The organism is Bradyrhizobium sp. U531, from assembly GCF_051710265.1.
Taxonomy (GTDB): domain Bacteria; phylum Pseudomonadota; class Alphaproteobacteria; order Rhizobiales; family Xanthobacteraceae; genus Bradyrhizobium.
This window is the reverse complement of sequence record NZ_JASVEN010000001.1, coordinates 1,147,268-1,159,973: the sequence shown is the minus strand read 5'-3', so window position 1 is coordinate 1,159,973 and position 12,706 is coordinate 1,147,268. Positions and strand designations below refer to the sequence as shown.

Below are 12,706 nucleotides of genomic sequence, written 5' to 3'. Positions count from 1 at the left end.
TCAGCTGCAGCGCGCGCTCAATCCGGATGCGCTGAGCCTTGCCATCACCTCGTCGAGATGCGCGGCGTCGCGGGTCTCGATGACGAGCTGCAGCAGCGTCGCCTTGGCCGGCAGGTCGGAGAAGGTCCGCTGATGCGAGACCTCGATGATGTTGGCGCCGGCCTCCGCCAGCAGCGCAGCTACCGCGGCCAGTTGTCCGGGCCGGTCGGGAATGTCGAGCGAGAGCTGGGTCAGCCGGCCCTCACGGGCGAGCTCGCGCGTGAGGACCGATGCGATCAGCCGCGTGTCGATATTGCCGCCGCTCAAGACGAGCCCGACCTTCTGGCCGGCAAAGCGGCTCGGATCGGACATCAGTGCGGCAAGACCCGCGGCGCCGGCGCCCTCGACCACGGTCTTCTCGATCGAGATGAGGGTCGCGACGGCGCGCTCGAGCTCGGCTTCGTTGACGAGCGCAATGTCGTCGACGAGGCGGCGGACGATCTCGGTGGTGATCTTGCCGGGCGATTTCACCGCGATGCCTTCGGCGAGCGTATCGCCCCGCGCCGGCAGATTGCCGTCATGGATGGCGTTGTACATCGAGGGATAGAGCCAGGCCTCGACGCCGAGGATGCGCAGTGACGGCTTGATCGATTTCGCGGCGATGGCGATGCCGCTGACCAGGCCGCCGCCGCCGATCGGGACGACCAGCGTGTCGAGCTCCGGCACCGCTCTCATCATCTCCAGCCCGACGGTGCCCTGGCCCGCGATCACCAGCGGATCGTCATAGGGGTGGACGAAGATCATGCCTCGGGCCTCGCCGTGGCTGCGCGCGAACGTCGCCGCCTCCTCCAGCGTCGCGCCGGTGACGACCACTTCGGCGCCGTGATGCCTCGTGTTCTCGACCTTCACCATCGGCGTGCCGACGGGCATGACGATGGTGGCGGGAATGCCGAGCCGCTTGGCGTGATAGGCAACGCCCTGTGCGTGGTTGCCCGCCGACATCGCGATGACGCCGCGCCCACGCTCCTCCGCGGTCAACGCGGTGAGGCGGTTGAGCGCGCCACGCTCCTTGAAGGACGAGGTGAATTGAAGGTTCTCGAATTTGAGCCAGATCTCGCAGCCGCAGATGTTGCTCAGCGTGCGGCTGTAGCTGCAGGGCGTCTCGACGACGGCGCCGCGAATGGTGTCGGCGGCAGCATGAATGTCATCGGGCGCGACCGGAAAGCCGCTGAGGTCGGGCGATGTGATGTGGGACAACTCAGCCATGGGACAGCATAGAGCATCCAACGGTTCGGGGCGATAAGCCAACCGCTATTTGGTAAATTCCCGGGAACGTGACGCCCGCCACAGCGTCCAGAGCGTGCGCAGGCGCGACGTCGGCTGCGGCACGAACGGATTGCGGCCAGGCTGCGACAGGCGCTTGAGATCGGCCCTGACCTGGCTCAGCGGCAGGAACGCCGGACGCACCGCCGGCGGCACGTCCGCCAGCAGCGCCAGCGCCGTGGCGCAATGCTGCTGCGCCTCGCCCGCAAGCTGCTCCAGCACGGCCCGCAAGGCCGTCGTGTCCTTACCGGCAAACACGTCCTCCATCTGGCAGCCATGGCTCGCCAGCACCTCCTGCGGCAGGAACAGCTGCCGGCGTGATGCATCGCGCGGCAGGTTCGTCATGACCTGCACGATGCCCTGCGCCAGCCCGGCATGACGGGCGAGATGCTCGGCCGCCTCCGACGGCGGCGCCATGATCCGGGCCGCGAGATCGAACAGTGCCGATGAGGTCGCGGCCAGATAGCCCTCCAGCGCGGCCATGGTGGGCATCGGATCGTTGTAGAGGTCGAACTGATGCTCGTCGACGAGCAGCGACAACGGCTCGACCGGCAGCTCGAAATCGCGGATCGCACGCAGCAGCTCGGCCGCGACCGGATTGCCCTCGGCGCTGCCGTGCACGAGGCCCGAGAACAGATCGGTCCACCATTGAAAACGGATCTCGCCGGGCAGCGGCTGGCTGACCTGGTCGCGGACGCGGACGATCTCGACATTGAAGGCATAGAGCGCCAGCAACGCGCGGCGCTCGGCAGCGGGCACGAACAGGGTCGCGGCATAGCGCGGAAAGTCGTGGCTGCGGACGAGATCGGCGCAGAAAGAGACGTTGTCGGGCGGCGTTGCGGCTGCACTCATGGCACAGCGATCAGCGCGGCCGCAACGCGCCGCCGTTCGCCGATCATGATGTTGTAGGTGCGCACCGCGGGGCCGGTCTGCATCGTGTCCAGCACCACCCTCACCGTTTTCAAGGCCTGACGAAGCTCCGGCGGCGGCAACCACAATCCGGTTCCGGTGCCGACCAGGAGCGTGTCGATGCCGTTGGCGGCTGCGAACACCCGGTCCAGCGAATAGCGGTCGATCTTGGCAGGGTCCGTCACATCCCAGGCCCAGATCGCCTCGGGCAGGCACAGCAGCGATCCCCGATGCGACATGCCGGCAAAGGCGAAGCCGCCCTTGCCATAGGCCTCGATCGGCGCCGAGCGCGGAAAATGCGGTGCGTTGGGATCGCCGGCCATGTGCTTCGTCCGAATGAGCCTATTGCCCTCGCAAACGCCTGCGGGGGCATGCGGTTCGGATCATGCCTTGCTTTTCTTCGCCGGCGGGGCCTCGTCTTTCGCATCCTCGCGATGCTCGCCGACGCCGAGATAGATCAGGATCGGCGCCGCGATGAAGATCGACGTATAGGTGCCGACCAGCACCACGCCGAACATCATCACCGCGGTGAAGCTGTGGATGGCGTGACCGCCGAACAGCAGCAGGGCGAGCAGCGCCAGCGTCACCGTGACGTGGGTGATGATCGAGCGCGACAGCGTCGAGTTGATGGACTCGTTGAGCAGCTGCGGCATCGGCATCTTCTTGTAGCGCCGCAGCATTTCACGGATACGATCGTAGATGACGACGGTATCGTTGAGCGAATAGCCGAGAATGGTCAGCAGCGCGGCGATGCTGGTCAGGTCGAAATCGACCTGGCTGATCGACATGAAGCCGATCGTCAGCACGATGTCGTGCACGTTGGCGATCATGGCGCCGAGCGCGAACTGCCATTCAAAGCGGAACCAGAGATAGATCAGGATCGCACCGATCGCGAGCATCAGGCCGGCCATGCCCCAGCCCAGCAGCTCGCCGGAGACACGCGGGCCCACCACCTCGACGCGGCGATAGTCCACGGAGTCGCCGAGGGCGCCGCGCACCTTGTCCACGGCGGCCTGCTGCGCCTTGTCGCCGCCCGGCTGCTCGGCAACACGAAGCAGCACGTCGGCTGGACCGCCGAATTGCTGCAGCTGGACTTCGCCGAGGCCGAGGGCGCCAAGGCTCGTGCGCATCTGCGCAAGATCGGCGGTGCCCGACTTGGCGCGCACCTCCATCAAGGTACCGCCCTTGAAGTCGATGCCGAAGTTCAGGCCATGCGTGAAGAACAGCACGATGGCGATGATCGAGAGCGTCGCCGAGATCGGAAACGAGATGCGGCGGAACTGGGTGAAGTCGAAATGCGTATCGTCTGGCACGATGCGCAGCGACGGCAGGAGACCGAGCACGCTGACCACGGTCAGCACGGCAATCAGGACGCCGAGAGAAATGAGAACGAGTTGAGTGGTGGTCACAGCCGGCCTCGAATGGTCAAATCGGCACAGTCTTCGGCCGCTTCCACTGCACCCACCACGCCACGATCAGGCGGGTCATGGTGAAGGCGGTGAACACGGTGGTGATGATGCCGATGCCGAGCGTTACGGCGAAGCCGCGAACCGGTCCGGTGCCGATCATGAACAGCACGGCAGCGGCGATGAAGGTGGTGATGTTGGAGTCGAGAATGGTCGCAAGCGCCCGCTTGAAGCCTGCATCGATCGCCGAGATCGGGCTTCTCCCGCCCCGCAGCTCCTCGCGGATGCGCTCGTAGATCAGCACGTTGGAATCGACCGCGATACCGACGGTGAGCACGATGCCGGCGATGCCGGGCAGCGTCAGAGTGGCGCTGAGCAGCGACAGCAGGCCGAAGATCATGGCGACGTTGATGGCCACCGCGATGTTGGCGAACACGCCGAACAGCCGGTAGGTCACGAGCATGAAGACGATGACGAGAATCGAGCCGACATAGGCCGCCAGCTCACCCTTGTCGATCGAATCCTGGCCGAGGCCAGGACCGACGGTGCGCTCCTCGACCACGGTCAGGGGTGCGGGCAGCGCGCCGGCGCGCAGCAGGATCGCGAGATCGTTGGCCGACTGCACGGTGAAGCTGCCTGAGATCTGGCCCTGGCCGCCGGTGATCGGCTCGCGAATGACTGGCGCCGAGATCACCTTGCCGTCGAGGATGATCGCGAAGGGCAGCCCGACATTCTCCTGCGTGGCCTGCGAGAACTTTCGCGCGCCCGACGTATTGAACTTGAAGCTGACCACCGGCTCATTGGTGCGCTGGTCGAAGGTCGCCTGGGCGTCGGTCAGATCGCCGCCCGCAACCAGCACCTGCTTCTTGACCACATAGGGCGTCGGCGGGGGCGATGCGCTCATCAGGAGCTCGGATTCCGGAGGCAACCTGCCCGCTTGCGCCTGATCCGGCGGCACCGAGGGATCGACCATGCGGAATTCCATCTTCGCGGTCTTGCCGAGCAACTCCTTCAGGCGCGTCGGATCCTGAAGGCCCGGGACCTGCACCAGGATGCGGTCGTTACCCTGACGCTGGATGATGGGCTCGACGGTGCCGAGCTCGTTGACGCGCTTCTCGACGATCTGGATCGACTGCTCGATGGTCTTGCGCAAGCGCTCGATCATCGCAGCCTCGGGAATGCCGAGGCGGATCAAGCCGCCACCGGCATCGGTGACTTCAAGGTCGCGCTGACCGCTGGACCCCATCAGGCCGCCGATCGGCTGCGGAAGCTCGCGCAATTTGGCGAGCGCCGGCTGAAGGTCGGTGTCCTTGGTGATGCGAACCTCGACCGCGTCGTTGCGCACGGTGACGCCGCCAGTGAAGCCGATCTTGGCCTCGCGCAGCACGCGACGGACGTCATCGCGAACCTGGTCGAGCTTTTCCTTCTTCACGTAATTGGAATCGACCTCGAGCTGCAGAGAGGAGCCGCCCTGCAAGTCGAGACCGAGCACAAGGCGACGCTGCGCCCAGGCCGGCCAGGTCTTGACCTGCGCCTCAGGGAAGAAGTTCGGGACCGCGCAGAGGCACACGATCAGCGCCGTCAGGATAACCCCCAGCGCCTTCCACCGCGTGAAATACAACATCGACTGGACCTGTCAGATCAGGAGACTTGAGATGCTCGCGGAAGCGCTCACTTCGACGCGGCGTCGTCCTTGGCGCTTTCCTTCGCGCTTTCCTTGGATTCCTTGGCCGGCTCGCCCTTGGCGCGCACACCCGAGACCATCGAGCGCATCTGCCGCACGCGCACGCCGTCGGCAATCTCGAACTCGATCTGGTCGTCGTCGACGACCTTGGTGACCTTGCCGACGAGGCCGCCCGAGGTCACCACGGTGTCGCCGCGGCGGATGTTCTTCACGAGGTCGGCGTGGTCGCGGACCTTCTTCTGCTGCGGACGCAGAATCAGGAAGTACATGATCACGAAGATCAGGGCGAACGGCAGCAGCGACATCAACATGCTGTTGGTGTCGCCGGCGCCCGCGGCCTGGGCATACGCAGGGGTAATCAGCATTCGGACGATCCTCGTGAGAACGGGGGAAAGCCGGTCAGGCCCTCAAAGGCGACCGGCTCGGCAAATTCGCGCGGACTATAGCGGCCATTGCCCCAATTGCAACGCTGCCAGACCGCCCTTTTAGCCACCTTGCGGCGGCTGCTCAGGCCCGATAAGGCTGCGTTCTCAGGAACTTCGGACATGCCCAAAAACCTTAGCAAAAGCCCGGCCGGCAAAGGCCCCCGTACCCCTGCCAGAAAGCCCGCCCGCGTCGCGGCAAATCGCCCCAAGGGGGCGTCCAAGAGAACCGTACAGAGGACCGCCAAGGCCCCTCTGAAGGCGGCTCCGGACCTCTCCCAGGAGCGCATCGTCCGCGCGCTGGAGACCATTGCGGCGCACCTCGCCGCCCAGGGCAAGCCGACCGTCGAGATTGAGTCGTTCGAACGGGCGGACGCCTATGTCTGGCACCCCGACGGCCGCCTCTCGGCCGTGCCGCGGGTCAGCCGCGTCGAGCTGTTCCTGCTGAGGGGCGTCGACCGGATGCGCGACATCCTGATGGAGAACACCGAGCGCTTCGCGGGCGGCCTGCCCGCCAACAACGCCCTGCTCTGGGGCGCGCGCGGCATGGGCAAGTCGTCGCTGGTGAAGGCGGCGCATGCCAGCATCAACGCGGACCGCAAGCCCGTCGACAAGTTGAAGCTGATCGAGATCCACCGCGAGGACATCGAAACGCTGCCGATGCTGATGGAGAAGCTGCGCCACTCCGACTTCCGCTTCATCGTGTTCATCGACGACCTCTCCTTCGACGGCAACGACGCGTCCTACAAGTCGCTCAAGGCCGTGCTCGAAGGCGGCATCGAGGGCCGGCCCGAGAACGTCATCCTCTACGCCACGTCGAACCGCCGTCATCTGCTGGCGCGCGACATGATCGAGAACGAGCGTTCGACCGCGATCAATCCCGGCGAAGCCGTCGAGGAGAAGGTCTCGCTGTCGGATCGCTTCGGCCTGTGGCTCGGCTTCCACCGTTGCAGCCAGGACGAATACCTCGCCATGGTGCGCGGCTATTGCAGCCATTTCGGCATCGAGATCGACGACGAGGCGCTGGAGCGCGAGGCCCTGGAATGGTCGACCACCCGCGGCTCCCGCTCGGGCCGCGTCGCCTGGCAGTTCGTGCAGGAGCTGGCGGGCCGTCTGGGCGTCAAGCTGACGTCGAAGTAGCGGAAGCCGAAGCTATCGCCGCTCCCACAACTGTCATCGCCCGCGAAGGCGGGCGATCCAGTACGCCGCGGCTTATCGGCTCAATAACAACTGTCTCTGGAATACTGGATCGCCCGGTCGAAGCCGGGCGATGACAGTGTGCTTGTTGTGATTGCGCGCCCTACTCTGCGTAGGTCTCACGCCCCGTTCAGGAATTGAAGCGGGTCAACCGGGCTCGATCCCTTGCGGATCTCGAAGTGGAGCTGCGGCGACGCCACCTCCCCGGATTGACCCGACTTGGCAATGACCTGACCGCGCTTGATCGTATCGCCGCGCTTCACCATCAGCTCACTCGCATGGGCATATGCGGTGACGTAGCCGTTGGAGTGCCGAACCAGGACCAGATTGCCGTAACCTTTCAGCTCGTTGCCGGAGTAAGCGACGACGCCGTCTTCAGCCGCCTTGACCGGCGTACCCTCGGGCACCGCGAGATTGATGCCGTCGTTGGACTTGCCGTTGGTCTTGGCGCCGTAGCTGGTGACCACCTTGCCGCGGACCGGCCAGCGGAAGGTCGGAAGCGCGCTGGTGGTCTCCGCGGCCTTCGCGGGAGCTTCAGCGGCGGGCTTCTCTTCGACATTTGCGGTGGCTTGAGCGAGGCGCGCGCTCTGCACGGGCGCGGCAGCGGAGGCCACCTTCATGGCGGGCGCAGGCGCAGCCGCGACGGGCTGGAGCGTCCCCGCAACCGGAGCAGCCCCGACGGGAGCCGCGGCAACCGGCGCTGCGAGGGCAGCGGTCTTGGCACCGGGCACGGTCAGCCTGGTGCCGAGCTTCAGCTTGGCCGAGGGATCGAGGCCGTTGGCACGGGCCAGATCAGCCGACGAGATGTGGTTCTTGCGGGCGATGCTGGCGAGCGTGTCGCCGTGATTGACGAAGTGCGTGCTCGGCGGCGCAGCCATGGCCGCAACCGGCTTCGCAACGGGAGCTGCCGCGACCGGAGCCAGCGCAGGCGCTGCTGCGGGTGCAGCGGCCGTGGCCGGATGCGGGATGATCAGCTGCTGGCCGGGCGAGAGCGCGCGCGGGCCCTTGTAGCCGTTGGCGGCAAGGATCGCCTGCGGCGTGACGCGGTAGCGCTTGGCGAGCAGGTCGAGCGTATCGCTGGTGCCGACGATGATCTTGGTTCCGCCGGCCGGCTGCGCCGCCGCAACGGAGCGCGGCGGCACGGTGGCCGTGGTCTCCAGATGCGGCTGCGCCGGGGGCGCGTAGGAGCTGACGCCGCGCCCGCCTCCGGACACGCCGCCACCGCCCGCAACGGGATAGGATTGCGGCGCCGACACCGCCGGCGGCGGCAAGGGCTGCGACTGGTAATAACCGGGCTGCGTCTGCGGCCGCGAATATTGCGGCAGCTCACGGGGCTGCTGCGGCGGTGCCTGCTGCACCGAACCGGTCGCCTCGGACGAGAAGGGATTGGAGAAGTTCGACTGGGACAGTCGCGACGACATGTCGGCGCTGCACCCTGCGAAGCTGAAGGAGATCAGCGCCAGCACCGCGACCTGCGGCACGCGGCGCGAGTAAAGCAACTCGGCGACAGCGGACATGGTTACTCACTCGTACGCAACAGAACTGGTGTTTTAAGTAAACACGCGCCGAGTAAATAACGGCTTAACCCTCTCAATAAGACGTTGGCGGCACAGCCAATCCGGAATTCTACAGCTCCCGCGCCACCCCCGGCAGCGCCGGCACGAAGCGGACTTCGACGAGTTCCTTGCGCTCGATCCCCCCTTCGGTGCGGGTCAGGCGGACCAGCGTCTGCACGCCCTGATGCGGGCCGACCGGCGCGATCAGAATACCCCCGACCTCCAGCCGCTCGACCAGGTTCTCGGGGATCTGCTCCATCGCGGCGGTGACGATGATGCGATCGAACGGGCCGATGTTGGGCGGCAGGTTGAGCCCGTCGCCGAGCATCACCTCGACATTGTGACAGCCCAGCTTTTCCAGCCTGGCGCGCGCGGCATCTGCGAGCTTGCGATAGCGCTCGACCGTCAGGACCTGGCCGGCGAGCCGGGACAGCACGGCTGCCTGATAGCCAGAACCAGCCCCGATCTCGAGCACGCGATGCTTCTTCTGCAACTGAAGCTGCTCGGTCATGTAGGCCACGACGAAGGGCTGGCTGATGGTCTGCCCGCAGGCGATCGGCAGCGCGCTGTCCCGATAGGCGCCCTCGCGGTCGGCCTCATCGACGAATCGCTCGCGCGGCACCTCCTCCATGGTTCGCAGCACCGCCTGATCGCTGATGCCCCGACGCCTCAGCGAAAGCTGAAACATCATCTTTTCCGGCGGATGCTGTTGAGAGGTCATTGCCTGCTGACGCTGTCTTGCCGGCCCCGATCGGCGTCAAACCGGGACGCGGAATCTTGTTCCTGCTCAGGAACCCATGATAACCTTGCCGCGGTGCATTTGACCACAAAATGGCTTGCCACGGGCAAGCCGCGATGACCATTTTCAGGCATCCGTTCGTCGAAGCGCGCATTGCGTCGATTCGTGTTATCTGCGAACGTTTTCGGCAATGGGCAAGGACTCAACAATGACCGCAGGGCTTTCCGGCCGCTCTGTATTCCTCGTCGAAGACGAGGTGATGATCAGGATGATGGTCGCGGACATGCTCGAGGAGCTCGGCTACAAGGTCGCAGCCGAGGCAGGCGACATCAACGAGGCCATGCGCCTTGCCCAGGCGACCGAGTTCGACATCGCCATTCTCGACGTCAACGTCAACGGCAAGGTCATCTCGCCGGTCGCCGACGTCATCAAGGCCAAGGGCTGCCCCTTCATCTTCGCCACCGGCTATGGCTCCTCCGGCCTGCCCGAGCAGTACCGCGACCGGCCGGCGCTGCAGAAGCCGTTCCAGCTCGACGCGCTCGGCAAGACCATCGAAGCCGCGCTCCGCGGCGGGTAGCCACAACCGCCGGCCCCGTAGCCCGGATGGAGCGCAGCGCAATCCGGGAATCTCGCCACGAGCGATGGCCCCGGATTTCGCTTCGCTCCATCCGGGCTACGGCAGCTCGCGTTACTTCAGCGTCGCGCTGAGCTCTTCCGAAAACGCCTCATTGGTGCGGTCGAGCCTGAGCGGCGTGACCGAGACGTAGCGCTCGCGAAGGGCTGCGAGATCGGTGCCGTCCGCCGGCGTGTCCATCATCGCGGCGCGCTCGAAGCCAATCCAGAAATAGGGATTGCCGCGGCCATCCCTGCGCTCGTCGATCTTCAGGAAGCCGAGATTGCGCTTGCCCTGGCGCGTGACGCGGATGCCGAGCACGTCCTCGGGCGCGCAGGACGGGAAGTTGACGTTGATGACGGTGTCCTTGGGGATGCCGGCGGCGATCACCTTGCGCAGGATGTCGGGGCCGAACTTGCGCGCGGTGTCCCATTGCGGCCGATCGCGGGTCTCGACGCTGAACTCCTGCGACAGCGCGAACGACGGCAGCCCCAGAATGGTGCCCTCCAGCGCGCCGGCGATGGTGCCGGAATAGACCACGTCCTCGGCGACGTTGCGGCCCTTGTTGACCCCGGACAGCACGATGTCCGGCAGCTTGGCCCCGAGGATATGACGCGCGCCCATGATGACGCAGTCGGTCGGCGTGCCGCGCACGGCAAAGTGCCGCGGCCCGACTTCGCGCAAGCGCAACGGATCGTTCAGCGACAGCGAATGCGAGACGCCGGACTGGTCGAGCTCGGGCGCCACCACCCAGACGTCGTCGGACAGCGCGCGCGCAATCTCCTCCACGACCTTGAGGCCGGGAGCGTGGATGCCGTCGTCATTGGTGCAGAGGATGCGCATGCGAGGGGTCGATTCCAATAAGTGGGGTCCGGGCCGTCTTATCCGGCTCAGGCCGATCAGGCAAACCGGCCGATCAGGGTTCCCGGCGCAGGCGTCGCTAGCGGCGGACGCGCCATTGCGGCAGGAAGCGCGCCAGCCGGCCCTCCGCACGCAGCTCCATCGCCGGCACCGCCGGACTGACGATCGGCGCCTCGATCACACCGAGCGCCTCCAATTGCGCGACGAGCGGGTTGGACTCCGGTGCCTGCGGAAAGCGTTCGCGCGCCATCGTCAGCGCCTTGTCGAAGTCTGCAGCGTTCACGCCGGGCTTGGCCCGCCGGCTCTGCACCAGCGCCTCGTCCCAGAGCCGCGCGATGTCGATGTCGAGCACGCCGCGCAGGCGCTGGTCGACGGCCTGAATGCCGGCCCCCGTCACCGCCCATTGTCTGCCGACCCAGAAGATGTCGCGGTGCAAGGCCATGAACGGGTGGGTTCGCGTTGCGGGAGCCGGCAGGATAGCCGGCCGCCCGCTCCGCGCAACCCTACTCGCGCCCGATTACTTTCAGACCACCCATATAAGGCCGCAGCACGTCAGGGACTGCGATCGAGCCGTCCTCCTGCTGATAGGTCTCCATCACCGCGATCAGCGCACGGCCGAGCGCAGTGCCCGAGCCGTTCAGCGTGTGCACGAAGCGCGGCTTGCCGTCCGGACCGCGCGAGCGCGCATCCATGCGGCGCGCCTGGAAGTCGCCGCACACCGAGCAGCTCGAGATCTCGCGGAACGCCCCGCCCTCGCCCTGGCCCGGCATCCAGACCTCGATGTCATAGGTTTTTTGCGACGAGAAACCCATATCCCCTGCGCAGAGCGTCATCACGCGGTAATGCAGCCCGAGCCGCTGCAGCACCTGCTCGGCACAGGACAGCATCCGCTCCAGCTCGTCCTTGCTCACTTCCGGCGTCGTGATCGACACCAGTTCGACCTTGGTGAACTGGTGCTGGCGGATCATGCCGCGGGTATCGCGCCCGGCGGCCCCGGCCTCGGCGCGGAAGCACGGCGTCAACGCGGTCAGCCGCATCGGCAATTGCTTCTCGTCGAGGATGGATTCGCGCGCGAGGTTGGTGAGCGAGACTTCCGCGGTCGGGATGAGGCCGAGGCGCTCCGTCCTCAGCCGCTCCTGGTCGGCGGATGCGAGCAGCTCGCCCTTGATCGCCCAGAACTGGTCGTCCTCGAATTTCGGCAGCTGTCCGGTGCCGAACATCACCTCGTTGCGCACCAGCAGCGGCGGATTGATCTCGGTATAGCCGTGCTCGTCGACATGCAGATTGAGCATGAACTGGCCGAGCGCACGCTCGAGCCGCGCCAGTCCCCTCTTCAGCACGACGAAGCGCGCGCCGGAGAGCTTTGCCGCCGCCTCGAAATCCATATCGCCGAGCGCCGTGCCGAGATCGTCATGCAGCTTCGGCGCGAAATTGTAATTGCGCTTGTTGCCGAACACGTGGTGCTGCACGTTGCCGTGCTCGTCGACGCCATCGGGCACCTCGTCGAACGGAATGTTCGGGATCGCGGACAGCTCCTTGGCAAGCTCTTCATCAGCGGCTTTCGCCGCGGCTTCGAGCTGCGGCATCGTGGTCTTGAGCTCGGCGACTTCCGCCATCAGCTTGGCCGCGCGCGCCTCGTCCTTGGCCTTCTTGGCATCGCCGATCTCCTTGGAGGCCGCATTGCGCCGCGCCTGCGCCTGCTCGGACGCCAGGATCGCGGAGCGCCGCGTCTCGTCGATCGCGAGCAGCGAAGCCGAGAGCGGCTTCAGTCCCCGCCGGGCGAGGCCAGCGTCGAAGGCTTGCGGATTGTCGCGGATCGATTTGATGTCGTGCATGGCTGTGGTCCCAAGGGCTTGTTGCAAACTTTCAACGCCAACGTTGCAAGTCAGCATCAACGTCGTAAGTCAGCAATGACTGGCATCCCCTAGCACAGCTGTCATCGCCCGCGAAGGCGGGCGATCCAGTATTCCAGAGACGGCAGTGATTCTCCGGGGGGGCGCGGCGTACTGGATTCCCC

Annotated in this window: 13 protein-coding genes; 2 read left to right on the top strand and 11 right to left on the bottom strand. The window is 66.0% G+C overall.

Annotated features, from left to right (window positions below):
• From QRQ56_RS05745 to yajC, 6 genes are read right to left on the bottom strand one after another with little or no spacing between them, the layout of a single operon-like run.
• On the bottom strand, positions 1-1,245 hold the full coding sequence (locus QRQ56_RS05745) for a threonine ammonia-lyase (protein ID WP_438738245.1): 1,245 nt from the start codon (positions 1,243-1,245) through the stop codon (positions 1-3).
• Between the two features lie 45 nt (positions 1,246-1,290).
• On the bottom strand, positions 1,291-2,154 hold the full coding sequence (locus QRQ56_RS05740; RefSeq protein WP_438738244.1) for a phytoene/squalene synthase family protein: 864 nt from the start codon (positions 2,152-2,154) through the stop codon (positions 1,291-1,293).
• Positions 2,151-2,534, bottom strand: a complete 384-nt coding sequence (locus tag QRQ56_RS05735) for an Mth938-like domain-containing protein (protein ID WP_438738242.1) — start codon at positions 2,532-2,534, stop codon at positions 2,151-2,153. The genes QRQ56_RS05740 and QRQ56_RS05735 overlap by 4 nt, the downstream gene beginning before the upstream one ends.
• 60 nt (positions 2,535-2,594) lie before the next feature.
• A complete protein-coding gene (gene secF / locus QRQ56_RS05730) occupies positions 2,595-3,620 on the bottom strand; it encodes a protein translocase subunit SecF (RefSeq protein ID WP_438738241.1) in 1,026 nt (341 codons plus the stop codon).
• A 16-nt stretch (positions 3,621-3,636) separates the two neighbouring features.
• A complete protein-coding gene (gene secD / locus QRQ56_RS05725) occupies positions 3,637-5,241 on the bottom strand; it encodes a protein translocase subunit SecD (protein ID WP_438738239.1) in 1,605 nt (534 codons plus the stop codon).
• Positions 5,242-5,288: 47 nt separating this feature from the next.
• Positions 5,289-5,666: a preprotein translocase subunit YajC gene (yajC, locus tag QRQ56_RS05720; RefSeq protein ID WP_438738238.1), complete on the bottom strand. Its 378-nt coding sequence runs from the start codon at positions 5,664-5,666 to the stop codon at positions 5,289-5,291.
• A 180-nt stretch (positions 5,667-5,846) separates the two neighbouring features.
• Here yajC and QRQ56_RS05715 point away from each other — a divergent pair, with 180 nt between their 5' ends.
• Positions 5,847-6,863 (top strand): ATP-binding protein, encoded by a 1,017-nt coding sequence (locus tag QRQ56_RS05715; RefSeq protein WP_438738236.1) that lies wholly within the window; start codon positions 5,847-5,849, stop codon positions 6,861-6,863.
• A gap of 176 nt (positions 6,864-7,039) precedes the next feature.
• Here QRQ56_RS05715 and QRQ56_RS05710 read toward each other — a convergent pair whose 3' ends face one another.
• Positions 7,040-8,437, bottom strand: a complete 1,398-nt coding sequence (locus QRQ56_RS05710) for a peptidoglycan DD-metalloendopeptidase family protein (protein ID WP_438738234.1) — start codon at positions 8,435-8,437, stop codon at positions 7,040-7,042.
• A gap of 109 nt (positions 8,438-8,546) precedes the next feature.
• Positions 8,547-9,197: a protein-L-isoaspartate(D-aspartate) O-methyltransferase gene (locus tag QRQ56_RS05705; protein WP_438738232.1), complete on the bottom strand. Its 651-nt coding sequence runs from the start codon at positions 9,195-9,197 to the stop codon at positions 8,547-8,549.
• Between the two features lie 226 nt (positions 9,198-9,423).
• Between QRQ56_RS05705 and QRQ56_RS05700 the strand changes: the two genes are divergently transcribed.
• Entirely contained in the window at positions 9,424-9,792 is a 369-nt protein-coding gene (locus QRQ56_RS05700) for a response regulator (RefSeq protein WP_438738230.1), read from the top strand.
• A 111-nt stretch (positions 9,793-9,903) separates the two neighbouring features.
• On the opposite strand, the gene surE is transcribed toward QRQ56_RS05700, so the two are convergent.
• The 3 genes from surE to serS all read right to left on the bottom strand — a co-directional run bounded on the left by surE (position 9,904) and on the right by serS (position 12,524).
• Entirely contained in the window at positions 9,904-10,671 is a 768-nt protein-coding gene (surE, locus tag QRQ56_RS05695; protein ID WP_438738228.1) for a 5'/3'-nucleotidase SurE, read from the bottom strand.
• Between the two features lie 97 nt (positions 10,672-10,768).
• Positions 10,769-11,131, bottom strand: coding sequence for a hypothetical protein (locus QRQ56_RS05690; protein WP_438738227.1), 363 nt, complete (start codon positions 11,129-11,131; stop codon positions 10,769-10,771).
• A gap of 61 nt (positions 11,132-11,192) precedes the next feature.
• Positions 11,193-12,524, bottom strand: a complete 1,332-nt coding sequence (serS, locus tag QRQ56_RS05685; protein WP_438738225.1) for a serine--tRNA ligase — start codon at positions 12,522-12,524, stop codon at positions 11,193-11,195.
• Positions 12,525-12,706: the final 182 nt, after the last annotated feature.